Origin of the sequence: Pseudomonas sp. PLMAX, assembly GCF_046042685.1 — a bacterium.
GTDB classification, from domain to species: Bacteria; Pseudomonadota; Gammaproteobacteria; order Pseudomonadales; family Pseudomonadaceae; genus Aquipseudomonas; species Aquipseudomonas putida_AE.
The window spans coordinates 5,134,979-5,156,586 of the sequence record NZ_CP064949.1; the positions used below are offsets into that span (position 1 = coordinate 5,134,979).

Annotated in this window: 24 protein-coding genes; 8 read left to right on the forward strand and 16 right to left on the reverse strand. The window is 62.2% G+C overall.

Translation table 11 applies throughout. The features are described from left to right. Window positions 1-76 precede the first annotated feature (76 nt). Window positions 77-487: a hypothetical protein gene (locus tag DKB71_RS23345; RefSeq protein WP_274075385.1), complete on the forward strand. Its 411-nt coding sequence runs from the start codon at window positions 77-79 to the stop codon at window positions 485-487. Window positions 488-489: 2 nt separating this feature from the next. Then, window positions 490-972 carry a transcription elongation factor GreAB gene (locus DKB71_RS23350; RefSeq protein WP_408597697.1) on the forward strand — a complete coding sequence of 161 codons (483 nt, stop codon included), beginning with the start codon at window positions 490-492 and terminating at the stop codon, window positions 970-972. 33 nt (window positions 973-1,005) lie between these two features. Here DKB71_RS23350 and cysB read toward each other — a convergent pair whose 3' ends face one another. The 5 genes from cysB to DKB71_RS23375 all read right to left on the reverse strand — a co-directional run bounded on the left by cysB (window position 1,006) and on the right by DKB71_RS23375 (window position 4,961). Next, window positions 1,006-1,980, reverse strand: coding sequence for an HTH-type transcriptional regulator CysB (cysB, locus tag DKB71_RS23355; protein ID WP_008049066.1), 975 nt, complete (start codon window positions 1,978-1,980; stop codon window positions 1,006-1,008). A gap of 112 nt (window positions 1,981-2,092) precedes the next feature. Continuing rightward, entirely contained in the window at window positions 2,093-2,596 is a 504-nt protein-coding gene (locus DKB71_RS23360) for a universal stress protein (protein ID WP_274075387.1), read from the reverse strand. 94 nt (window positions 2,597-2,690) lie between these two features. Beyond that, window positions 2,691-3,596, reverse strand: coding sequence for a 5'-nucleotidase (locus DKB71_RS23365; protein WP_274075388.1), 906 nt, complete (start codon window positions 3,594-3,596; stop codon window positions 2,691-2,693). 25 nt (window positions 3,597-3,621) lie between these two features. Then, the gene (locus tag DKB71_RS23370; RefSeq protein WP_408597700.1) at window positions 3,622-4,578 is read right to left on the reverse strand and encodes a putative 2-dehydropantoate 2-reductase; all 957 of its coding nucleotides are present in this window, start codon (window positions 4,576-4,578) and stop codon (window positions 3,622-3,624) included. Then, window positions 4,575-4,961, reverse strand: a complete 387-nt coding sequence (locus DKB71_RS23375; protein ID WP_323606808.1) for a thioredoxin family protein — start codon at window positions 4,959-4,961, stop codon at window positions 4,575-4,577. Before DKB71_RS23375 ends, DKB71_RS23370 begins: the two co-directional genes overlap by 4 nt. Here DKB71_RS23375 and DKB71_RS23380 point away from each other — a divergent pair. Both DKB71_RS23380 and DKB71_RS23385 read left to right on the forward strand, forming a co-directional pair. After that, complete coding sequence (locus DKB71_RS23380; RefSeq protein ID WP_274075391.1) at window positions 4,960-5,403, forward strand: PilZ domain-containing protein; 444 nt, start codon at window positions 4,960-4,962, stop codon at window positions 5,401-5,403. The two genes, DKB71_RS23375 and DKB71_RS23380, sit on opposite strands and share 2 nt — an antisense overlap. Window positions 5,404-5,530: 127 nt before the next feature. Continuing rightward, a complete protein-coding gene (locus DKB71_RS23385; RefSeq protein ID WP_274075392.1) occupies window positions 5,531-6,607 on the forward strand; it encodes a 3-deoxy-7-phosphoheptulonate synthase in 1,077 nt (358 codons plus the stop codon). Between the two features lie 72 nt (window positions 6,608-6,679). On the opposite strand, the gene DKB71_RS23390 is transcribed toward DKB71_RS23385, so the two are convergent. Together DKB71_RS23390 and DKB71_RS23395 are read right to left on the reverse strand one after the other, a co-directional pair. After that, window positions 6,680-6,967: a GNAT family N-acetyltransferase gene (locus DKB71_RS23390; RefSeq protein WP_020800382.1), complete on the reverse strand. Its 288-nt coding sequence runs from the start codon at window positions 6,965-6,967 to the stop codon at window positions 6,680-6,682. A gap of 103 nt (window positions 6,968-7,070) precedes the next feature. Then, complete coding sequence (locus DKB71_RS23395; RefSeq protein ID WP_274075393.1) at window positions 7,071-7,382, reverse strand: hypothetical protein; 312 nt, start codon at window positions 7,380-7,382, stop codon at window positions 7,071-7,073. Between the two features lie 224 nt (window positions 7,383-7,606). Here DKB71_RS23395 and oprI point away from each other — a divergent pair, with 224 nt between their 5' ends. Continuing rightward, window positions 7,607-7,858, forward strand: coding sequence for an outer membrane lipoprotei OprI (gene oprI, locus DKB71_RS23400; RefSeq protein ID WP_003183784.1), 252 nt, complete (start codon window positions 7,607-7,609; stop codon window positions 7,856-7,858). 124 nt (window positions 7,859-7,982) lie between these two features. On the opposite strand, the gene DKB71_RS23405 is transcribed toward oprI, so the two are convergent. From DKB71_RS23405 to DKB71_RS23415, 3 genes are all read right to left on the reverse strand, one after another. Continuing rightward, window positions 7,983-8,954, reverse strand: a complete 972-nt coding sequence (locus DKB71_RS23405; RefSeq protein ID WP_274075394.1) for a L,D-transpeptidase family protein — start codon at window positions 8,952-8,954, stop codon at window positions 7,983-7,985. 628 nt (window positions 8,955-9,582) lie between these two features. Beyond that, complete coding sequence (locus tag DKB71_RS23410) at window positions 9,583-9,876, reverse strand: hypothetical protein (protein WP_008055299.1); 294 nt, start codon at window positions 9,874-9,876, stop codon at window positions 9,583-9,585. A gap of 56 nt (window positions 9,877-9,932) precedes the next feature. Beyond that, window positions 9,933-10,538, reverse strand: coding sequence for an arylesterase (locus tag DKB71_RS23415; protein ID WP_406592570.1), 606 nt, complete (start codon window positions 10,536-10,538; stop codon window positions 9,933-9,935). 10 nt (window positions 10,539-10,548) lie between these two features. Here DKB71_RS23415 and DKB71_RS23420 point away from each other — a divergent pair, with 10 nt between their 5' ends. Genes DKB71_RS23420 through greB form a run of 3 tightly spaced genes read left to right on the forward strand, consistent with a single transcriptional unit; the run spans window position 10,549 to window position 14,270 of the window. Next, window positions 10,549-11,232 carry an ABC transporter ATP-binding protein gene (locus DKB71_RS23420; protein ID WP_274075396.1) on the forward strand — a complete coding sequence of 228 codons (684 nt, stop codon included), beginning with the start codon at window positions 10,549-10,551 and terminating at the stop codon, window positions 11,230-11,232. Beyond that, window positions 11,232-13,736 (forward strand): ABC transporter permease, encoded by a 2,505-nt coding sequence (locus DKB71_RS23425; RefSeq protein ID WP_274075397.1) that lies wholly within the window; start codon window positions 11,232-11,234, stop codon window positions 13,734-13,736. The genes DKB71_RS23420 and DKB71_RS23425 overlap by 1 nt, the downstream gene beginning before the upstream one ends. Window positions 13,737-13,772: 36 nt before the next feature. Further along, complete coding sequence (gene greB / locus DKB71_RS23430; RefSeq protein WP_408597707.1) at window positions 13,773-14,270, forward strand: transcription elongation factor GreB; 498 nt, start codon at window positions 13,773-13,775, stop codon at window positions 14,268-14,270. A 47-nt stretch (window positions 14,271-14,317) separates the two neighbouring features. Here the strand turns inward: greB and DKB71_RS23435 are convergent, their stop codons facing one another. The 6 genes from DKB71_RS23435 to DKB71_RS23460 form a co-directional block, all read right to left on the reverse strand. After that, window positions 14,318-14,626, reverse strand: a complete 309-nt coding sequence (locus DKB71_RS23435; RefSeq protein ID WP_274075399.1) for a class I SAM-dependent methyltransferase — start codon at window positions 14,624-14,626, stop codon at window positions 14,318-14,320. Between the two features lie 273 nt (window positions 14,627-14,899). Further along, complete coding sequence (locus DKB71_RS23440) at window positions 14,900-15,871, reverse strand: XdhC family protein (protein ID WP_408597709.1); 972 nt, start codon at window positions 15,869-15,871, stop codon at window positions 14,900-14,902. Window position 15,872: 1 nt separating this feature from the next. Further along, the gene (locus DKB71_RS23445; RefSeq protein WP_408597711.1) at window positions 15,873-17,108 is read right to left on the reverse strand and encodes a c-type cytochrome; all 1,236 of its coding nucleotides are present in this window, start codon (window positions 17,106-17,108) and stop codon (window positions 15,873-15,875) included. A 2-nt stretch (window positions 17,109-17,110) separates the two neighbouring features. Next, window positions 17,111-17,650, reverse strand: a complete 540-nt coding sequence (locus DKB71_RS23450) for a (2Fe-2S)-binding protein (protein WP_408597713.1) — start codon at window positions 17,648-17,650, stop codon at window positions 17,111-17,113. Continuing rightward, window positions 17,643-20,474: a xanthine dehydrogenase family protein molybdopterin-binding subunit gene (locus DKB71_RS23455; RefSeq protein ID WP_408597715.1), complete on the reverse strand. Its 2,832-nt coding sequence runs from the start codon at window positions 20,472-20,474 to the stop codon at window positions 17,643-17,645. Before DKB71_RS23455 ends, DKB71_RS23450 begins: the two co-directional genes overlap by 8 nt. 175 nt (window positions 20,475-20,649) lie before the next feature. Next, window positions 20,650-21,591 (reverse strand): LysR family transcriptional regulator, encoded by a 942-nt coding sequence (locus DKB71_RS23460; protein ID WP_408597717.1) that lies wholly within the window; start codon window positions 21,589-21,591, stop codon window positions 20,650-20,652. Window positions 21,592-21,608 lie beyond the last annotated feature (17 nt).

Below are 21,608 nucleotides of genomic sequence, written 5' to 3' on the forward strand. Positions count from 1 at the left end.
GTGCAGAAGAGCCGACGACGATTAATCTTCGTGCGACAATCCTCACTCGCCCGCGACCCTTCGCCAGGAGGCAACCATGCCCTACCGCCCTACTCCGCGCCGATCCTTTTCGATTCAACTCAATGCCCTGCAACTGACTGGCAGTATCGCCCTTGGCATGTGGCTGGGTTTCATCGCCATTGTGTTGACCGTCTGGCTGGTGTCCCGGCTGTTTTTCAGCGAACAACTGGCACCGGTCGCAGCCGCGGTGGAGCAACTGGCCAAACCGCCGGTGGTGACTCGACCGGTGCCGGATATCCCGGCACAGAGCCCATTGTTCGAGCAGTATGAAGAAAACCTGCGCAGGAACGAGCAGGCGCAACGACTCGACCAGGCACGCGCCAGCAACCGCAACCTGGCGAACCCCAAATGCCAGTTCTGGTTGCAACAGGACCAGACGGCACCCAGCGAAAAAAGCCGAGCCAACGTCCTGCAATTCTGCGATTGATCATGAATAAGCATACCGTGCACCAACTGATTCTCGACAAGCTGCGAGTCGATCTCGACATTGCCGAGCGCGCCGCGCAAACCGCCTACGAAACCGCGACCCACGAAGAAAACATCGCCGAAAACAAGTACGACACCCTGGGCCTGGAAGCGTCTTACCTGGCCGCCGGGCAGGCCAGGCGGGTCGAAGAGATTCGCCTGTCACTGGCGCTTTGCCAGAACCTGCCACTGCGTCCCTATGACGATCAACGGGGTATCGAGATCGGTGCCCTGCTCGGCCTGGAAGACGATAAGGGCCGCGAGCAGTGGCTGTTCCTGGCACCGGATGCGGCGGGTCTGAAGGTTGACCTGGTGGGGCAACTGATTACCGTCATCACCCCGCGCTCGCCGCTGGGCAAAAGCCTGCTGGGCAAGTTCGAAGGCGACGAGGTGGAGATTCTGGTGGCGGGCGCTCGGCAACAGTTCGCTGTCACCGAGGTGGTTTGACTGGCTGTCCTGCCGGCGCAGCAGGACGGGCTATCAGTGAACAGGCAGTTCGACGCCGTCGAACAGCTCTTCCAGCTCCTGCTTGTTGTGGCACTGGATGGCCTTGGCCATGACTTCGCGGGTCAGGTGCGGAGCGAACTTCTCGATGAAGTCGCACATGAAGCCCCGCAGGAAGGTGCCGCGACGGAAACCGATCTTGGTCACGCTGGACTCGAACAATTCGCTGGCGTCGAGCACTACCAGATCGCTGTCGAGTTTGGTATCGACGGCCATTTTCGCCACGATGCCCACACCCAGGCCCAGGCGCACGTAGGTCTTGATCACGTCGGCGTCAGCGGCGGTGAACACCACCTTGGGCGTCAGGCCGCGGTGGCTGAAGGCTTCGTCGAGCTTGGAACGGCCGGTGAAACCGAACACGTAGGTGACGATCGGGTATTCGGCCAGGGCCTCGAGGGTCAGTTTCGACAGCTTGGTCAGCGGGTGTCCCTGGGGTACGACTACACAGCGGTTCCAGCGATAGCAAGGCATCATAACCAGGTCGCCGAACAGCTCGAGGGCTTCGGTGGCAATGGCGAAATCCACGGTGCCATCAGCGGCCATCTCGGCGATCTGCATGGGCGAGCCCTGATGCATGTGCAGGGCAACATCCGGGTACTGCTTGATGAAGTTGCTGATCACCGGCGGCAAGGCGTAGCGCGCCTGGGTGTGGGTGGTGGCGATCGACAGTGTGCCTTTCTTCTCGTTGGAGAATTCCTGGGCGATCTGCTTGATGCTTTCGACCTTGCGCAGGATTTCGCCAGCGGTGGTGATGATGCGCTCACCGGCCGGAGTGACGCGGGTCAGGTGCTTGCCGCTGCGGGCGAACACTTCGACACCCAGTTCGTCTTCCAGCAAGCGGATCTGTTTACTGATGCCCGGCTGAGAGGTGTAGAGACTTTGGGCTGTAGCGGAAACGTTGAGGTCGTGGTGCGCCACTTCCCAGATGTAGCGCAGTTGTTGGAGCTTCATATGAATCCCTCAAAGCAGGTAGACGCCACGGGCATCAGCGACGGTATATAACTATATTAATGGTTTGAAGAATAAATCTAGAACTTTTTATCAAAAGGCCATTATTCGTGTTCTAGCGATCCCCTTGGCGACGACGTTGCACCAGCGGCACCAGGTAGACCGGCACCGTGGACAGTTGCAACACCCGGGCGGCGGTCCGGCCCAAGGGCGTTTCCGCCCCGGCACCATGGCTGTGACTACCGACGATCAGCAAATCCACCGAGAGTTTGTGCGCCTGGTCGAGGATCACCTGCGACGGATCACCCTGCAGCACCCGCACCGCCTTGATCCGCTCAAGGTCCTGCTCGCCCTCGTCGCCCAGCTCTTCGCGAAAATTGTCGAGCACCCGCTGCTCGATGCTGGCGATCACGGTGTTAAGACCCTGGCTATGGAATTCGTTCAACGCCTGCTCGTCGAGATAACTCTGCAGCACCGATTCGGCGAACAAGCCCATGGGTTCGACGGCGTGCACCACATACAGGTCGGCATTGAATGTTCGCGCCAATTCCAGGGCATGCTGCATCACCACAGGTGCATACAGCCCGAGGTCAGTGGCATACAGCATCGAACGAATCATATGACCTCCTCGCGTGCCAACATGGCGGAGATTGATTCAGCTTAGCAGTGCCTTGGCGAGTACGACGTCCGGCGTAACACGTTGAACGGCGGGCTTAAACCTTTTGCTCGTTGCTTATGCCATGTGGCACATGGCCGGTGGCGACCACTTCGCGGGCCAACTCGCAATGGCCGGCCTGATCGTCGAAAAACACGTCCGCGGCGAAGGCTTCAAGGAAGGCCGACTTGGTCAGTCCACCGAGGAACAGCGATTCATCCAGGCGAATATCCCACTCGCGCAACGTGCGGATCACCCGTTCATGGGCCGGCGCCGAGCGCGCCGTGACCAGTGCCGTGCGAATCGGACAGGCGTCATCCGGGAATTCGCGCTGCAACAGATTAAGGGCGGCGAGGAAGCCCTTGAACGGCCCGCCGCGCAAGGGCTCGCGAGCCGCTTCGCGCTCGCTGGCCTGGAACGCTTCCAGGCCCCCGGCTTGATAGACGCGTTCGGACTCGTCGGAAAACAGTACGGCATCACCGTCAAAAGCAATGCGCAGTTCATCGCTGGCCGCACGGCTGGCGCCACCGGACAGAATGGTCGCCGCGGCGAACCCGGCGTCCAGCGCACTGCGCACGTCTTCGGCGTGGGTTGAGAGAAACAGGTCGCAGCCAAAGGCCTTGAGGTAGGGATATGGACTGCGCCCGCCGACAAACGCCGCACGGGAAATCGCCAGGCCATAGTGGTGGATCGAGTTGAACACACGCAGGCCGGTGTCGGCGCTGTTGCGCGACACCAGGATCACCTCGACCCGGGCGCGGCCGAGGTGGGCATTGAGGGCGAGGAGTTTCTGCACCAGCGGGAAGGCGTCGCCAGGCTCGAGGATTTCGTCTTCGTGTTCGATCTGATATTGCCGGTAGGCCTCGACGCCACTCGACAGATAGACCTTGTGGCTTTCACTCAGGTCGAACAACGCTCGCGACGAAATCGCCAGCACCAGCTTGTCATCTATGGTCTTTGGCATCCCCTTCCCCCTCTGATAGATCGACTCAGGTATTACGTCGATCGATGAAACTCAAGCTGCGATACATCGCCTCGATGCGCGGCATGTCACAGCCGACGGCCTTCGCCGCTGCCAGTGGCCGCGCATATATGGCCTCCAGTTCCAGCGGCCGCTTGTGCAGAAAGTCGTGGTACATGCTGGGCCAGTAGTCGGGCATTCGCTGCGTCACCTGCAAAAGCTGATCGGCATAGGTGGCGGGCACCTCGTGACCGCAGGCGTTTGCGCCCTGGATAACCTCGGCCATCAGCGACCGGATCAGCTCATGGCTGTCCGCATCGGCCATCAGTGGCGTAGTGCTCGCCCCGAGCAGCACGGACAGGCCGTTGTACGGGATATTCCAGACCAGTTTCTGCCAGCGCGCCTGGTGCAGGTTCGCCATGGCCTGGGCGTCGATGCCGGCCGCACGGAACAGCCCAACCCCCTCCTCGACAATGGCCGCACGCTCAGGCTGACCCGGCGCCGGCCCGCTGTGATAGCCGACATACACCGCCCCCAGCGCCTGATGGGTAATGACCCCCGGCCCCTGGCGATGCACGCAGATATAGCAGAGCCCGCCCAGCACATGCAGAGCGTCGGGCAGCAGTTCACGCAGGTCGTCTTCGACGTCCAGGCCATTTTGCAACAGCAACACCCTGGCATTCGGCGCGGCGGCCTGCACGATGGCCGGCGCGAGGTCGCGGTTACTGGTGGTTTTGGCGCCAACCAGCAACCAGTCGCAGGGTGGCATGTCTTCGGCCGCCGAATAGGCCTGCACCGGATTCAGCGCCAGCGCGCCATGTACCGCGCTGTGCAGCTGCAACCCGCGCTCAGCCACCGCGGCAAACTCACTGCGCAACAGAAAATGCACATCGAACCCGGCCTGCGCCAGCATCACCCCGTAGAACCCGCCAATGGCACCGGTCCCGATTATGCCGATTCTCGGCTTGGCAACTGCTCCCGTCATGGCAACTCCTCTGCTGTTCTACTGAGCGCCTGCCCCAAGGCCGTGTTCAGCTCGGTGCGGGTCAGGCGCGACTTTAGTGCCCCGAAGAATTCGCCGTCGCGTACGACAAACAGCGCCGGCAAGTGAAAGACCTGATAACGCTCGACCACCCCGCCATTGTTGCCAGCGTCGATCCAGCACAATCGATCGACATCCAGATCGAGCGCAGGCAGCTGCTCGCGGGCAAAACGGCAACTGGCGCAGCCGACACTGGTGAAAATCACCAGCGATACGCCGTTCATTGCCAGCAGCCGTTGGTCGGCGTCGAAATCGGTCAGTTCCAATTCGACCACTATACTGGGGGAAACAATGTCAGATGGCCGACACATGGAGTCCGTGCTCATGGGACGTTTTCTTCCTCATCCTGACGATATACCTGTCGAGTTGACGTTGCTCAAACCTGAGTGCATCTCCCGCCAACAGCTGCACACTATCAGCCTCGGGGGCATGGCTTGCAATTATCACCGCGCCTGGCGCCACGGTACGGCGCTGCAGGTACGCATGCCAAGCCTGAACCCGGACCTGTGTTTCCTGGGCTACGTAGCCTGGTGCCTGCGACGCAAGCGCGGCTACCTGGTCGGCATTGCCTTCGTCGACGAACAGACGCTTTTCAGTGCCCGCATGGGCGAGCAGGTGTGCCAGATCGAGCGCTACTGCCGTCAGCATGATGCCCACAACGATCTGCAGGATATCCAGGCCCTGGCCCTCGAGTGGGTCCAGCAACATGCCGACGAGTTCTCCCACGACACGGTTCGCAAGGCTTTTGCACAGGCTGTGCTGGATTAAACCGGGCCAGCCCATTGTCGAGCCACGGTGTAACGCGCTAAGGTTCCGTTCCCCGACGCGCTTAATTTGCTGTGCTCCGCCGCGCGGGTTCGCTGGCGGCCGGCACCCGTGACCTGACGAGTAAACGATGGCTGATTTACCGATCAACGACCTAAACGTCGCTTCCAACGAGACGCTGATCACTCCCGACCAGCTCAAGCGTGATATACCCCTGAGCGATGCCGCCCTGCGCACCGTCACCAAGGGTCGCGAAGTCATTCGCAATATTCTGGATGGCACCGACCATCGCCTGTTCGTGGTCATCGGGCCCTGCTCGATCCACGACATCAAGGCGGCCCACGAGTACGCCGAGCGCCTGAAGGTTCTTGCGGCGGAAGTGTCCGATACCCTGTATCTGGTCATGCGCGTGTATTTCGAGAAGCCACGCACCACCGTTGGCTGGAAAGGCTTGATCAACGACCCGTACCTCGACGACTCGTTCAAGATCCAGGATGGCCTGCATATCGGTCGCCAGCTGTTGCTGGACCTGGCCGAAATGGGCCTGCCGACCGCCACCGAGGCGCTCGACCCGATCTCCCCGCAATACCTGCAGGACCTGATCAGCTGGTCGGCCATCGGCGCGCGCACCACCGAATCCCAGACTCACCGGGAAATGGCCTCCGGCCTGTCCTCGGCCGTCGGCTTCAAGAACGGCACCGATGGCGGCCTGACCGTAGCCATCAACGCCCTGCAATCGGTTTCCAGCCCGCACCGTTTCCTGGGCATCAACCAGGAAGGTGGCGTGTCGATCGTCACCACCAAGGGCAATGCCTACGGTCACGTGGTATTGCGCGGCGGCAACGGCAAGCCTAACTACGATTCGGTCAGCGTCGCCCTCTGCGAGCAGGCACTGAACAAGGCGAAGATCAAGCCCAACATCATGGTCGATTGCAGCCACGCCAACTCCAACAAGGACCCGGCCCTGCAACCGCTGGTGATGGAGAACGTCGCCAACCAGATCCTCGAAGGCAACCAGTCGATCATCGGCCTGATGGTCGAAAGCCACCTGAACTGGGGCTGCCAGGCCATTCCGAAAGACCTCGCCGACCTGCAATACGGCGTGTCGATCACCGATGCCTGCATCGACTGGACGGCCACCGAGAACACCTTGCGCAGCATGCATGCCAAGCTCAAGGAAGTGCTGCCAAAACGCGAGCGCACCTGACCGACGCTTGTTGCAGACAAAAAAACGCCGGGCTGAGCCCGGCGTTTTTTTATGCATCCGATTCGTTGCAGGTCACTGGCTCAGCTTGGCAGCATGACGCTGGTGACGCTCCATGTAGCGCTCGACGTAGGAGCACGAGGGAATGACGGTATAGCCCATTTCCTCGGCGTACTGCAGCGCCTGTTCGGTCAGGGCCGCGGCGATGCCGCGACCGCGCAATGCGTTGGGCACAAACGTGCGATAGATATCCAGGGTCTGTTTCCCCAGATCCATATAGGTCAGGTAGGCACGATGACCGTCCACATTGGTCTCGAATTGATGACCAGCCTGGTCATGGTGGATGGACAACGCCTCGCTCATCACTACTCCTCGCGGGTCTGGATTTCTGACCCCTACCTTACCGATGTTTTTCCGGCGAAGGAACAACTACGCCACCCCGTGCCTGAATCGACACCGAGAAAAGCTACACCGATCTCGCGCAACCGAGCACGTACAAATAGTAGGCGCCATTGGCAGAAATGCTCAAGGTTCGCTCGTCATCATGCTGGTTGGCGGGTGCTGCTGTGGATAACGCAGGAACAGCTCGACCGAGGGTCTTGCAGCGGTCGGTAGCCTGAACATTGCCGGATGTTGAGACATAAGACGAGCGCCCCTCGTTAAAGTCACCTGTAACATGGAGAAAGATATGAGAGACGCCACGCAAATTCCGAACAAAAGTGTAGACGAATGCATCTAGATGGACTTTAGCCAAGACCGCAAAAAGAGCTTTGGGCATGGGGAACTTTTCCGTGGCGGCTCGCTCATCTCGGGCCTTCTAGCTGGATATTTTTTATACAACGCAGTTAAAAGTTGCTCGAAAAAGAATCAACGCCTACAATTTTTTTTGCTTCTTGCTTCACGTCAGTTTACTTACGACAAGTAATGGGTAGTATGTACGCCGGCTATTTCCTCACTCGGAGGAGACAGCCACTTACTAGAAAGTCCTTGAAGGGGAACACGATGAACAACGTTCTGAAATTCTCTGCTCTGGCTCTGGCCGCAGTTCTGGCTACCGGTTGCAGCAGCGCATCGAAAGAAACCGAAGCACGTCTGACCGCTACTGAAGACGCAGCAGCTCGCTCCCAGGCTCGTGCAGACGAAGCTTACCGTAAAGCTGATGAAGCTCTGGCTGCTGCTCAAAAAGCACAACAGACTGCTGACGAAGCTAACGAGCGTGCTCTGCGCATGCTGGAAAAAGCTAGCCGCAAGTAATAGTCCTTCGGGATTATTATCAAGCCGACCCATTTTTTGGGTCGGCTTTTTTATTGCCTGCTGTTTCCTGCAGCCAATAAAAAACCCGCCGACGCGGCCTGCGTCGGCGGGTTTGTTTCAGGCATTACTGCAGCGGATCGATCGGTGCACTCGTCACCATCGGCGCGGTCGTATTCGGCACGCCGATTTCCACCGGCAGGCCATCTTCGGCCGCGACAACATCACGTACCACATCCCAGTTCATGCGCAGGTTGTTGGTGATGTCTTCACGCTTGAGCATCGCGTTGATCACGGCAGTGTGCTTGTCGACCACCGACGGGTTGCCCTTGTCGTCCAGCGGTGTGTGCGCTTCCAGGTAAACCTTGCCGCCACTCACGCCGAACTTGTAGGAGTCGTTGATGATCCGCACGGACGTCCCGACCGGCACCATGCCCGCCATCTCCAGCACGTTGTTGTTGAACATGCGGAAGCAGCCGTGGCTGGTGCGCATGCCGATGCCGAACTTCTTGTTCGAACCGTGGATCAGGTAGCCTGGAGTCCCAAGGGTGAACTTGAACGGCCCCAGGGGGTTGTCCGGGCCGGCCGGCACCACATTTGGCAGCGGATCACCATCGGCGGCATGCTCGGCCTTGATCGACGCCGGAGGCGTCCAGGTCGGGTTCGGCGTCTTGGCGATGATGCTGGTGTGGGCAATCGGCGAGCCCCAGCCTTCACGACCGATCCCCAGCGGGAAGGTGTAGACCACGTTCTTGCCTTTCGGGAAGTAGTAGAGGCGGTACTCGGCCAGGTTGATGACAATGCCTTCACGCGGGCCCGGCGGCAGGATGAAGCGGGTCGGCAGCACGATTTCAGTGCCGGCGCCAGGCAGCCATGGATCGACGCCAGGGTTGGCCGCGACCATTTCCGAATAACCCAGGTCGTAGGTAGTGCCCAGGTCGGCGAAGGTGTCTTCGTACTTGGCCTGGATCACTTGCACCTGACCGACGATGTCTTCACCAGGCGGTGGCAGGGGTAGCTCCAATGCTGCGACGGGACCCGCTACACAGAGGGCGGCAAGTGTCAGGCAGCGGGTGACGGCGGGAAAGCGCGGCAACATCCGGAAAATCCTTTGCATGATCGACAGAGGGTATAAGAACGCGATTGTACACCGCCGGCCGTTATTTCGGGGAGGTCGCGGGTAGTGCAGGCGATGCAAGGCATTTCCTGGCGGCCTGTTGATTGTTGATGGAGCACATATCCATTACTGCGGTAACGGCCGTCTATGGCTTGCCTCTGACCTGTAGGAGCTGGCTTGTCAGGTCGCCGCATCGCAGCGATGGTCGTCAACGATGACGTGCGCTGTCTGAATGAATGCGGTGTCCAGACGTTTTTCGCGAGCAAGCTCGCTCCTACAGTTTGATCGGAGTACATCTACAGGAGATGGGTCGGCCATGAGGCCGCCTTCGCTGGCAAGCCAGCTCCTACAGTTTGAGCGGAGTACATCTACAGGAGATGGGTCGGCCATGAGGCCGCCTTCGCTGGCAAGCCGGCTCCTACAGTTTGAGCGGAGTACATCTACAGGAGATGGGTCGGCCATGAGGCCGCCTTCGCTGGCAAGCCAGCTCCTACAGTTTGAGCGGAGTACATCTGTGGGAGATGGGTCGGCCATGAGGCCGCCTTCGCTGGCAAGCCAGCTCCTACAGGGTTTTCACCCGCCAACGAAACCGCCGTCACCGCAGAAAGGATCAAAGCTCGAACCGCAACTCCGGCCAGATTGGCGACGTGCCGCGCTTCTGCGATTCAAGAATGGCCCGGCACAACGAGCACAGGCGCTGGTCCTGGAACACCCGGCGGTCGACGTTCGACCAGCGCGGCTGAGCCGGCAGCAGACTGCCGCACAGGGTCCGGTCCGCCGAGCCGCCCAGCTCCAGTTGTCGGGTCACCAGGTGTACCCGCACTTCCTGGCAGGCGAACAGATCCAACTGTTCGTCAGGCTCGATCAGTTGATAGGCATAAAGTGACCAGGCAGAACGCGGCATCGGGGGCTCCAAATCGGGGGCGCCACCTTAGCCGAAAGCCTGCTCCTAGAAAAGTGTCATAACAGCGGTTTTAGCGTAGGCCAGACATTTTCCAGCAACTTGTCCTGGGCCCCGGCTGCCGGGTGTATGCCATCGGCCTGCATCAGGTCCGGATGGCCGCCCACGCCGTCGAGGAAAAACGGTACCAGCGGGATTTTTTTCTCATCGGCCAGGTTGCTGTAAACCTCAGTGAAGGCCTTGGTGTAGCGAGCGCCGTAATTGGGCGGCAATTGCATGCCGAGCAGCAGCACCTTGGCGCCCGCCTGCTGGGACTGCTGAATCATCGACGCAAGATTTTGTTGCAATTGCGATGGCAGCAGTCCGCGCAGGCCGTCATTGCCCCCCAACTCCAGGATCACCAGATCCGGCTTATGCTCTGCAAGCAGCGCCGGCAGGCGTGCCTGGCCTCCGGCGCTGGTGTCGCCGCTGATGGACGCATTGACCACCTTATCGTCGAAACCTTCGCGCTTGAGCCGCTGCTCGAGCAACGACACCCACCCCAAGCGGGTATCCAGCCCGAAACCGGCGCTGATACTATCGCCAACGATCAGGACTGTACCCGCCGCTGCGTTCTGGGCCATGCACATCAAGGCCAGGCCAGCACTCAAAAACCACACACGCATCGGATTCTCCATGGGCGCAAGCATTCTCACCGCGAAGAACCTCAGCAAAGTGGTCCCTAGCGCGGAAGGTGAACTGACTATCCTGCACGAACTCAGCCTGGAACTGAACAAGGGCGACAGCCTGGCCATCGTCGGCGCCTCCGGTTCCGGCAAATCCACCCTCCTCGGCCTGCTCGCCGGCCTCGACTTGCCAAGCAGCGGCGAAGTCACCCTCGCCGGCCAGGGCCTGAGCAACCTCGACGAAGACCAGCGCGCACGCATCCGTGCCGAGCATGTGGGCTTCGTCTTCCAGTCGTTCCAGCTGCTCGACAGTCTCAACGCCCTGGAAAACGTCATGCTGCCGCTGGAGCTCGATGGCCGCCAGGATGCCCGCGGCCGCGCCACCGAGCTGTTGCAGCGGGTCGGCTTGGGGCAACGCCTGACCCACTCGCCACGCCAGCTCTCCGGTGGTGAACAGCAGCGCGTGGCGATTGCCCGGGCGTTTGCCGCCGAACCCGATGTGCTGTTCGCCGACGAGCCCACCGGCAACCTCGACAGCCACACCGGCGAGCGCATCAGCGACCTGCTGTTCGAACTCAACCAGGAGCGCGGCACGACCCTGGTGCTGGTGACCCACGATGAACGCCTGGCACACCGCTGCCGGCGCCTGATCCGTCTTGAAGCCGGCCTGCTGGTCGCCCCCCTGGAGCCTTGATGGCACGTCTGCCGCTGTTGCGCCTGTTCAGTCTCGCCGTCCGCCAGTTGCTGCGCGATGCCCGCGCCGGTGAATTGCGCGTGTTGTTCTTCGCCCTGGTCGTGGCCGTGGCGGCAAGTACCGCCATCGGTTACTTCGGCGCCCGCCTCAATGGCGCGATGATGCTGCGCGCCACCGAGTTTCTCGGCGCCGACCTGCTGCTCGAAGGCAGTTCGCCAGCACGCCCCGAACAGATCAGGAGCGGCACCGAGCTGGGCCTGCAGCATGCGCAAGTGGTGGAGTTCTCCAGCGTCATCGCCACCGACAACGGCATCCAGCTCTCCAGTATCAAAGCCGCCGACGACGTCTACCCACTGCGCGGCGAACTGAAAAGCGCCCCTGAGCCTTTCGCCCCGGAAGAACCCGGCGGCGGGCCGAAACCCGGTGAAGCCTGGGTCGAGGCGCGATTGCTGACGGCGCTGGACCTGAAGATCGGCGACAGCATCGACGTCGGCATGAAAACCCTGAAGCTGGCACGAGTGCTGACCTACGAGCCCGATCGCGCCGGCAATTTCTACAGCCTGACGCCGCGGGTGTTGATCAACCTCGGTGACCTGCAGGCGACTGGCGTGGTGCAACCCGGCAGTCGGGTCAGCTACCGCGAACTCTGGCGCGGCGATGCAGCGGCGCTGGAAACCTATCGTCAACTGATCAAGCCCGGCCTGGCGGCCAACCAGCGGATCCAGGATGCCCGCGATGGCAACCGGCAGATTGGCGGCGCCCTGGGCAAGGCCGAGCGCTACCTGAACATGGCCAGCCTGGTGGCGGTGCTGCTGGCCGGGGTGGCCGTGGCGTTGTCGGCGACTCGCTTCGCCACTCGCCGCTTCGATGCCAGCGCGCTGTTGCGTTGCCTTGGCCTGTCCCGTCGGGAAACCATGGTGTTGTTCAGCTTGCAACTGACCGTGCTCGGCCTGCTCGCCAGCCTCAGTGGCGCCGTCATCGGCTGGCTGGCGCAGCTGGGACTGTTTGCCCTGCTGCATGACTTGCTGCCGACCGACGTGCCACCGGGCGGCCTGTTCCCCGCCATCGCCGGGATTGGTACCGGACTGGTGGCCCTGGCCGGTTTTGCCCTGCCGCCGCTGGCGGCATTGGGTCGGGTTCCGCCCTTGCGTGTATTGCGCCGGGACCTGCTGCCGATTCCCTCCAGCACCTGGATGGTCTACGGCGCTGCATTGGGCGCTCTCGGGCTGATCATGTGGCGCCTGAGCCTGGACCTGGTACTGACCTTCGCCCTGCTCGGCGGCGGCGTGGTCGCGGCACTGGTACTGGGCGGCCTGCTGTTGCTGCTGTTGAAAAGCCTGCGCCGCCTGCTGGCCCGCGCCTCCCTGCCGTGGCGCCTGGGGCTGGGCCAGTTGCTGCGCCACCCATTGGCAGCCGCTGGGCAGGCCCTGGCATTCGGCCTGATCCTGCTGTCGATGGCGTTGATCGCCCTGCTGCGCGGCGAATTGCTGGACACCTGGCAGAACCAGCTACCGAAGAACGCACCGAACTATTTTGCCCTGAACATCCTGCCGGCGGACAAGCAAGCGTTCACCGATCGCCTGATCGCGTTGTCGGCGAAATCGGCGCCACTGTATCCGGTAGTCCCGGGGCGGCTGATCAGCATCAACGGCGAACCGGTGCAGCAAATCGTCACCAAGGAATCGGCCGGTGACCGGGCCATCCAGCGTGACCTGAGCCTGACCTGGGCGGCCGACCTGCCTGAGGGCAACACGATCACCGCCGGCAACTGGTGGCCGCAGCAGCCGCCGGATGAAATCCCCGGCGTGTCGGTGGAGGGCAAGGTCGCCGAAAGCCTGAAGCTCAAGCTCGGCGATCATCTGGTCTTTACCGTGGGCGGGGCCAATCGCGAGGCCAAAGTCACCAGCCTGCGGGAGATCAACTGGGACAACTTCCAGCCGAACTTCTTCATGATCTTCCAGCCCGGCACCTTGAAGGATCTGCCGGCCACCTACTTGACCAGCTTCTATCTGGCGGCGGGGCATGACCAGCAGATCGTCGACCTGTCGCGCAGTTTTCCGGCGGTGACGATCCTGCAGGTCGAGGCGTTGCTGGCGCAACTGCGCAGCATCCTCGCCCAGGTCACCCTGGCGGTGGAGTACGTGTTGTTGTTCGTGCTGGCGGCGGGCATGGCGGTGCTGTTCTCAGGTTTGCAGGCGACGCTGGATGAACGCATCCGCCAGGGCGCGCTGCTGCGAGCGCTGGGGGCCGAACGGCAACTGCTGGTGAAGGCGCGACGTATCGAGTTCGGCTTGCTGGGTGCGGTCAGCGGCTTGCTGGCGGCGCTGGGCTCGGAAGTCGTCAGCCTGGTGCTCTACCGCTACGCCTTTGATCTGCCCTGGCATCCGCATCCGTGGCTGCTGGTGCTGCCGTTGATCGGCGCTGTGCTGATCGGTGGCGCCGGCGTGTTCGGCACCCGGCGCGCCTTGAACGCCAGCCCCCTGACAGTCCTGCGCGAGGGTTGATAGACTCAGGCGCTCCTGATTCGAAGAAAAGTTGCCATGAGCCGTTATCGCCCTCCCCGTTCCGCCGGCACCGCGCTGATCACCCCCGAAGGTGAAGCGCGGATGCGCGCCGAGTTTCATGAACTGTGGCACGTCCGCCGCCCCCAGGTGACGCAAGCGGTCAGCGAAGCGGCAGCCCAGGGCGATCGCTCGGAAAACGCCGAGTACACCTACGGCAAAAAGATGTTGCGCGAGATCGACAGCCGCGTGCGCTTCCTGACCAAACGCCTGGAAGCCCTCAAGGTCGTCAGTGAAAAACCCAGCGACCCGAACAAGGTGTATTTCGGCGCCTGGGTCACGATCGAGGACGAGGACGGCAAGGAGTCGCGCTATCGCATCGTCGGGCCGGATGAGCTGGATTTGAAACAGGGCCTGATCAGCATTGACTCGCCATTGGCCCGCGCGCTGATCGGCAAGGCACTGGACGCCGAAGTACGGGTCCAGACACCGACGGGTGAGCAGTGTGTGTATATCGTGGCGATCGACTATCCGTGAGCCGCAGCGCCATGAGCCGCAGCGCCATGAGCCTCAGCGACGGGTAATCAGCGACGGGTAATCAGCCCTTGCCGGGCGACGCGGGTCAGTTGCCGGATCATTTCAGGGGCGTCTTCGACGCTGGGCGACTGAATCACCGCCAGGTCGAAACTGTCCGTGGCAAAGCGCGCCAGGGATTCACCGTCTTCGACAAACTGGATCAGGAAGGCGGCGGGCCCACCGGTACGCCGTGGCCAACCATCGAGGTAACGCAGGAGCGTCGGCTGATGTTTGCCGCCAAGCAGGATTTTTGGATTGCGCTGGGTGAGATGTGCCGTGATCGGCGCAGGACGTACAACGGGGTTTAGTGCATTCATCGTGTCGTGTCTCTGCCTCAAAAAGTCTGCATGGCAGGTGAGAGGCAACACCGAACCAGCGCTTTAGCGGTATTTCGAAGCCTGCTTCAAGCTTCTGTCGGCAACTGAGTGAAGTCACCTGGCGCCCCGCAAGTAGCTGTTTAAATCGGCGCATGGGCAGCATCCTAGAGAAGCTGACCGGACAGTGTCAAGAATGACGCCCAACAAAAAAGGCTCGTCCAATCCAGCGACGAGCCTTGTTCTAAACCAGCCTTGCCCCTGACAGGGCCTGCATCAGAGGCGATCGCGAGCGATCCCGCTGCGAATGCGCAGGATATCGGCGAGCACCGCCAGGGCGATTTCCGCCGGGGTCTTGCTGCCCAGGTTCAGCCCGATGGGCGCATGGATCCGCGCCAGTTCCGCCTCCTCCAGCCCACCAATGCGCCGCAGCCGTTCGAAACGCTTTTGCGAAGTCTGCAGGGAGCCCATCACGCCGATGTAGAACGCGTCGGTGCGCACCGCTTCCATCATCGCCAAGTCATCGATGCGCGGATCGTGGGTCAGCGCCACCACCGCCGTGTCGCTGTGGCAGCCGCCGTCGGCGATGAACACCGACGGCAGTTGACGACGAATTTCCACGTTGTCCAGCACCACGCCTTCCAGCACTTCGTCCCGCGGATCGCACAGAATCACCTCGAAACCCAGGCCCACGGCAAACTCCGCGCAGGCCTGCGCGACACTGGAGTAGCCGGCCAGCAGCAGGCGCTGCGCCGCGCCGACGCGCAGCCTGACGCGATCGATCTCGCGTTCGACGCGCACACCCTGCTCGCGATCATCCAACAGACTGCGCGCGCCGCTGGCCAGGTCGACTTCACGGATCAGCCGACGCCGGCCCAACAGCGCCGACTCCAGCTCCCGCAGATGCGCCTGCACCTCACAGACCGGCTCAAGCTTCTCCACCAGCACATCGAGCACACCGCCGCAGGGCAGGCTGACCCGCGAGCGCGGGTCATCGCCTTCGCCGTAGCGCACGACGCTGACCGCTTGCTCGAATGCACCTTCGCCGACGCGCGCGAGGAAGTCTTCCTCGACACAGCCGCCGGACAACGATCCGATCCACTGCCCGCCGGCATTCACCGCCAGCAACGAACCCGGCGCCCGGGGCGCCGAGCCGTAGGTGGCAAGCACAGTGCACAGCCAGACACGCTGCCCGCCTATCGACCACGCCAGCGCCCGCCGCACCACCTGCAGATCCAGATGCTGCATGTCAGTGCGCCTTGTGCTCGAGCGGCGGCGCGTCGGCCCGCAGCTTCTGCACATCGCCCAAGGCCAGGTCACCCGGTTGACCGCCCCAGCCCTGGCGCAGGTAATTCAACAGATCGGTCAGCTGCTCATCACTCAGCTTCTGCGCGAAACCCGGCATCGGCTGCATGTGTTCGAAGCCGGAGAATTTCTGCTCGCCAATGCCATCGTCGATCACCCGCACCAGGTTGCGCGGGTCTTCCAGGCGCAAGGTGGTATTGCCACGCATGGCCACGGCGATGTGCGGCTTGCCCTCGCCACCTGGCGCGTGGCAACCGGCACAGACGTTCAGGTAGTCCTGACGGCCGCGCTGGGCACTGGCGCTGAGCTGGTCCAGCGGCACGTCGGTCAGGACTTTCGCCGCCGGTGGTTGATCACCGAGCAGGAAGGTCGCCATCGCCGCCAGGTCCGGGTCGCTGAGGCCCTGGGTGCTGTTGTGGAACACCGGGAACATCTCGTTGAACATGGTGCCCTGGGCGCTCATGCCGTGCTTGAGGAACGAGCTCAGGTCCTGGTGATTCCAGCCGCGCGCGGCCAGGTCCGTGGCCAGCAGGCTTGGCGCCAGATAGCCGTTGAGAATGCCGCCGGTCATGCGTTTGTCCTGCTGCATCGCGCCGGGCAAGCCACGTGGGGTGTGGCATTCGCCGCAGTGACCGAGCACGTCGACCATGTACTGGCCGCGCTTCCAGGCTTCGCTCTTGCCTTCGGCCGGTTCCAGCTTGACGTCCTTGCCGTACATCATGTTCCAGCCCATCAGGCCCAGGCGCACGTTGAACGGAAAGCTCAGGCTGGTGACCGGCGCGACACGTTCGATCGGCGCGACGGTTTTCAGGTAGGCGTGAATCGCGTCGGAATCTTCACGCGGCATCAGGTGATACGAGGTGTACGGCATCGCCGGGTACAGGTTGGCGCCATCACGACGCTTGCCTTCGGTGAGCGCAGCGAAGAATTCGTCATCGTTGTACAGGCCGATGCCGTGCTCTTTGCTCGGGGTGATGTTGGTGCCGTAGATCGTGCCGAACGGCGAAACGATCGGCAAGCCACCTGCGTACGGCGCGCCACCCGGCGCGGTGTGGCAGGCCATGCAGTCGGCGGCGCGGGCCAGGTAAGCCCCACGAGCCACCTGATCGTCCGCCTGCGCCAGCAACACAGGCGCAGCCAGGCCGACCGCCAGCGTCAGGCGGGTCATTAGATGCTTCATGCTCAACCCTCCTTGACCAGGCCGAGATCGGTCAGCACGTTGCGCGTGGCGCTGTAGTAGCGCACGTACCCGGTGCAACGGCAGATGTGATGACCGAGGCTGTCCTCGATGACTTTTTCCAGCTGGCTCTTGACGATCGGCTGGCGCTGCAGCTTTTCCACCAGCACCGTCGCGGCATTGACGAAGCCCGGTGCGCAATAGCTGCACTGGAAGGCGAATTCGTCGACGAAGCGCTGCTGGATCGGGTTCAGCTCGGTGACCTTGCCCTGCTCGTCACGGCTCGCATGGCCTTCGATGGTGCGCACTTTCTTGCCTTCGAAATAGTGCGCGCCGGTGATGCAGGTGCGCACTTCCTCGCTGGTGCCGTCGGGGTTGTCGACGATCACCACGCAGGCATGGCAGATACCCTGGCCGCAGCCCAGGCGCGAGCCGGTGAGGTTCTTGTATTCGTGCAGGTAGTCGATCATCGGCAGGTCATCAGGGATGTCCACCGGGCCGACGGTTTGACCGTTGAGGGTCAGTTGAAGCGGACGGTTAGCCATTGAGGGCCTCCTTGATGCGTGCAGAAGTGATAGGCAGGTCGCGAACGCGCTTGCCAATGGCGTGGGCCACGGCGTTGCCGATGGCGCCGACCACCGGGATCATCACCACCTCGGCAATGCCCTTGGACGGGTCGCTTGGCGACAATGGCGGGAGGATTTCCGCGGTCTGTTTCCACACCGCCACGTGCCGCGCCATCGGCAGGCGGTAACGGTTGAAGTTCCAGTCACCCTCCCCCGGCCCGCCTTCGTACAGCGGCATTTCTTCCATCAAGGCATGCCCGATGCCCATGGCGATGCCACCTTCGAGCTGGCCCTTGACCAGTTCCGGCACCAGCACCCGGCCGCACTCGACCCATGAGTGGTGATTGAGCACCGACACTTCGTTGGAACCCTTGTTGACCTTCACTTCCACCAGCGTCGCCACCGGGCTGTAGTAAGTCACCGCCGCGTTGTTCAACTGGGTCGCCGGGTAGGCGATGCTCTGCCGGTCCAGCAAATGGAAACCGGCACTGCTCATCTGCGCTTTCTTCGCCTTCGGCGCACCGTCACCGTACTTGACCGCCAAGCCATCGAGCGGCAGACGCTCACGCACGCCATCGATGCTGTACTCAGCCTCGGCCCAGCTCCAGCGGTTGAAGCCGTGCACCGTGGCACCGGTGACCAGGCCGCGCTCGTGGGCACGTTTGGCCAGCACGTCGAACGGCAGCGGTTCCATGCCGTTGGCGGTGAGTTTGCCATCGACCCAATGGGCGTCTTCGCGGCGCACCACGTAAGGGTTGGCCTGGCCGCCGTACGGGCCTTGTCGCCAGATCTCCAGCGCCGCCGGCCACAAACCGTGGTTGAACAGCACGCGCGCCGCTTCACGGGTGGCATGGCTGAAGTAGTAGGCGGAGTTGGTCGCCGACGAGGCCGACGCGACCTTGCCGACCCAGCGCGGGTTACGCAGGAAGTTATCCTGCTCGGCCTGGCTCATGATGTACGGGTTGCCGCCGCTGATCAGTTGCAGCTCTTTCCATTCGGTTTCGCCGGTCTTCACTTCGTGCGCCGGGTTGCCGAGGAAATCGGCCACCACCATCGCCTGGGAGGTGGACATGCCGGTACCGATTTCGATACCGATGTGGCGCAGGGTGATGCGACCGTCAACGGTGTATTCGATGCTGGCCATCGGCGCTTCGGAACCGGTGCCGAAGTCTTTCTGGCAAATGGCGAAACCGACGCCATACCAGTTATCCGGGTCGGCGGCTTCGCGCTGTTGCTTGATCGCGTTGCGGTTTTTCCAGACTTCGTTGACAGCGGCCTTGTCGAGAATTTCGTGCAGGCGCAAGGCACCGGCCGGCACCGCACCCTGGGTGTTCTTCATGCCCGAACGCAGGGCGTTCTTGCGGCGCAATTCGATGGCATCGACACCCAGGCGATCGGCGATTTCGTCGACCATCATCTCGGTCGACGCCATGCTCTGCAGGGTACCGTAGCCACGCATCGACCCGGCCTCTACCGCGCGCGAGTGATAGGCAGTGACCTGCAGGTCGTTCTGCGGCATGTAGTAGATCGACTGCGCCGCCGTGGCGCCGACTGCTGCCACGGACGGGCTGTAGTTGACCCGGCCGCCGCCGTCGACGCTCATTTCGGCGCGGAAGATCTTGAAGCTGTGATCGGTCTTGTCCACGGCCAGTTGGTAGCGGATGTCGAACGGGTGACGCTTGATGCCACTCTGGAACTGCTCGTAGCGGTCGTTGGCCAGGCGCACCGGCACACCCGCGCCGTACAACGCTGCCAAGGCTGCGTAGTAGACGAAGATGTTATGGTCTTTCGAGCCGTAGCCGACGGTATAGCCAGGGTGCATGTTCAGGTTGGCCAGGCCGAAACGCGACGGCGCGATCATCTTCGCGGTCTCGGTCGCGGTCTCCAGCGGGCATTGGGTTGCCACGACAAAGTGCAGGGTCCTGGTCGCCGGGTCGTACCAGCCGTTGCCGTTGTCCGGCTCCATGGCGGCCGGCTCGATCGACGGGGTCTTGTAGCGTTCGTCGAACACCAGCCAGTTGTCCGGCGGCGTATCGATCTGCTGCTTCATGCGGTCGGCGTAGAACAGGCCGCGCTCGGTCAGGTTGCCGTGCAGGTTCGGCTGGGAATTCCACACCGGGCGACGGTTCTTCAGCATCGGGAACAGGATCGAGTCCTTGAGGCTGGCGAATTCGTCTTCGTCGGCCGAGGTCGGGCCACCCACGCGCACGTAGCGGAAGCTGCCGTAGGGATCGCCTTCGTAATATGGCACCTGGGCGCCGTAACGAATTGCTTTGTCATTGAACTTGAGCTGGGCCTTGGCCTGGCGGAAACGTTCGAAATCGTTCCAGATCAGGATCGCCACCGGGTGACCGATGAACATCGGCACCTTGCCTTCAGGCAGCAATGGATCCGGCGCGTGCTCTTCCGGGAAGACGATGCCGTCCTTGACCAGGTCGTCGGCGGTGACGATGCGGTCAGGCTGCAGGTCGGCGCCGAGCCACGACAGGTCATAACCTGCGTAGATGCGGTCGGCCTTGATGGTTTTCAGCAGCATGGCGTGGCCTTGCTGTTGCGGCCAGCCCGGCATGTCCTTGGCACGGATGTCGCGGGCAAAGACCTTGCTGCCGCAGACCTTGGACAAGGCATCGTTACGGGCGCGCGCCTGGCCGTTGTTGCCGAGCCACTGCTCGGACGGCACGGTCACGCTGTTTTCCATCAAGGCGGCCAGCGCCTGACTGCCGAGCGGTGCAAGCGTCACGCTCACACCCGCCACCAGCCCGCCCTGGAGGAACGAGCGCCGGGATATTTCACGGTTGGACATGGATCATCCTATGGGCGGTCATGGGGGCCGCCCTTCTGGTTATGTTCTGGAAATCTCGAGTCTTGCAGAAGCCCTTCTTGACGATGCAAAGGGCTGTGATGACAGTGCAAAGCTGACCGAAAGGTTAACTTTAAAGGTTTATGCGCTGGCGGAAAACAAAAAACTGACCAAGGAATCAAAAAACCGCGGCTTTTCGACGCAGCAGATCGATGAACAGGCCCAGCTCCCGACTGATGTGTTCGCCCTTGCGCAACAACAACCCGAACGGCGCCAATTGCACATCCAGCTCAACCGGCAACGCCACCACCAAGCCCATTCTAAGGTAGTCGCGCAATGCGGTTTCCGACAGGACCATGATCGCGTCGGTCAGTTGAATCAGCTGCTGCATGGAGTACACCGAACTGCATTCGATGATGTCCGCCGGCAGTGGCAAGGCCAGGCGCTGCAAGGCCTGGTCCAGGCCGATGCGCGCCGGGCTGGTTTCCGGTTGCAGGATCCACGGCCAGCCGTTGACCAGTTCGGCCATCTCCAGTGTCTCGCGCCGGGCCAGCGGGTGGCCGGCATGCACCACCACCAGCAGGCGCTCGTTTCCCAGTTGTTCGAATGCATAGTGCTCGCTGTCGGTGGCGGCATTGCGCCGGGCGATGGCCAGGTCGATGCGGCCCTGTTCCAGCAACTGGATCACCTGGTCGCTGGTGTCGCCCATGATGCGAATCCGCAGCTGCGGGTTGAGCGCCTTGATCTCGGCAATCGAATCCATCACCAGGTCCGGCGCCGCGCCCATGATGGTGCCGATCGACAGATAGCCGTAACCGCCCTGTTGCCGCGCGATCAGGTCCTCGGCGCAACGGTCGAGGCCACTGATGGCCGACTCGGCAAAGCGAATCAATTCCTGACCCAGCGCCGTCGGTCGCATGCCCCGGGGTAAACGCTCGAACAGGTCGCAACCAAACATGTCTTCAATTTCATGGAGCATGCGGGTGGCGGCCGGTTGCGACATGTTCAGGCTTTGCGAAGCGCGGTGCAGGTTCTGGCTGGAATTGAGCGTCACCAGCATGTGCAGGTGCTTGTAGCGCAGGCGGTTGAGCAGGCTGCGGGAGATGATGGGCGTGGTCATGACAGGCCTTGTTATCG

Excerpts from the sequence above, each read along its gene's own strand:
- DKB71_RS23350 (WP_408597697.1), top strand. The coding sequence starts at position 490 with ATGAATAAGCATACCGTGCACCAACTGATTCTCGACAAGCTGCGAGTC.
- cysB (WP_008049066.1), bottom strand. The coding sequence starts at position 1,980 with ATGAAGCTCCAACAACTGCGCTACATCTGGGAAGTGGCGCACCACGAC.
- DKB71_RS23345 (WP_274075385.1), top strand. The coding sequence starts at position 77 with ATGCCCTACCGCCCTACTCCGCGCCGATCCTTTTCGATTCAACTCAAT.
- DKB71_RS23410 (WP_008055299.1), bottom strand. The coding sequence starts at position 9,876 with ATGCCGCGTTCTGCCTGGTCACTTTATGCCTATCAACTGATCGAGCCT.
- oprI (WP_003183784.1), top strand. The coding sequence starts at position 7,607 with ATGAACAACGTTCTGAAATTCTCTGCTCTGGCTCTGGCCGCAGTTCTG.
- DKB71_RS23375 (WP_323606808.1), bottom strand. The coding sequence starts at position 4,961 with ATGAGCACGGACTCCATGTGTCGGCCATCTGACATTGTTTCCCCCAGT.
- DKB71_RS23385 (WP_274075392.1), top strand. The coding sequence starts at position 5,531 with ATGGCTGATTTACCGATCAACGACCTAAACGTCGCTTCCAACGAGACG.
- DKB71_RS23460 (WP_408597717.1), bottom strand. The coding sequence starts at position 21,591 with ATGACCACGCCCATCATCTCCCGCAGCCTGCTCAACCGCCTGCGCTAC.
- DKB71_RS23395 (WP_274075393.1), bottom strand. The coding sequence starts at position 7,382 with ATGCCCAAAGCTCTTTTTGCGGTCTTGGCTAAAGTCCATCTAGATGCA.
- DKB71_RS23420 (WP_274075396.1), top strand. The coding sequence starts at position 10,549 with ATGGGCGCAAGCATTCTCACCGCGAAGAACCTCAGCAAAGTGGTCCCT.
- DKB71_RS23365 (WP_274075388.1), bottom strand. The coding sequence starts at position 3,596 with ATGCCAAAGACCATAGATGACAAGCTGGTGCTGGCGATTTCGTCGCGA.
- DKB71_RS23405 (WP_274075394.1), bottom strand. The coding sequence starts at position 8,954 with ATGTTGCCGCGCTTTCCCGCCGTCACCCGCTGCCTGACACTTGCCGCC.
- DKB71_RS23425 (WP_274075397.1), top strand. The coding sequence starts at position 11,232 with ATGGCACGTCTGCCGCTGTTGCGCCTGTTCAGTCTCGCCGTCCGCCAG.
- DKB71_RS23455 (WP_408597715.1), bottom strand. The coding sequence starts at position 20,474 with ATGTCCAACCGTGAAATATCCCGGCGCTCGTTCCTCCAGGGCGGGCTG.
- DKB71_RS23370 (WP_408597700.1), bottom strand. The coding sequence starts at position 4,578 with ATGACGGGAGCAGTTGCCAAGCCGAGAATCGGCATAATCGGGACCGGT.
- DKB71_RS23450 (WP_408597713.1), bottom strand. The coding sequence starts at position 17,650 with ATGGCTAACCGTCCGCTTCAACTGACCCTCAACGGTCAAACCGTCGGC.
- DKB71_RS23390 (WP_020800382.1), bottom strand. The coding sequence starts at position 6,967 with ATGAGCGAGGCGTTGTCCATCCACCATGACCAGGCTGGTCATCAATTC.
- greB (WP_408597707.1), top strand. The coding sequence starts at position 13,773 with ATGAGCCGTTATCGCCCTCCCCGTTCCGCCGGCACCGCGCTGATCACC.
- DKB71_RS23380 (WP_274075391.1), top strand. The coding sequence starts at position 4,960 with ATGGGACGTTTTCTTCCTCATCCTGACGATATACCTGTCGAGTTGACG.
- DKB71_RS23415 (WP_406592570.1), bottom strand. The coding sequence starts at position 10,538 with ATGCGTGTGTGGTTTTTGAGTGCTGGCCTGGCCTTGATGTGCATGGCC.
- DKB71_RS23360 (WP_274075387.1), bottom strand. The coding sequence starts at position 2,596 with ATGATTCGTTCGATGCTGTATGCCACTGACCTCGGGCTGTATGCACCT.
- DKB71_RS23445 (WP_408597711.1), bottom strand. The coding sequence starts at position 17,108 with ATGAAGCATCTAATGACCCGCCTGACGCTGGCGGTCGGCCTGGCTGCG.
- DKB71_RS23435 (WP_274075399.1), bottom strand. The coding sequence starts at position 14,626 with ATGAATGCACTAAACCCCGTTGTACGTCCTGCGCCGATCACGGCACAT.
- DKB71_RS23440 (WP_408597709.1), bottom strand. The coding sequence starts at position 15,871 with ATGCAGCATCTGGATCTGCAGGTGGTGCGGCGGGCGCTGGCGTGGTCG.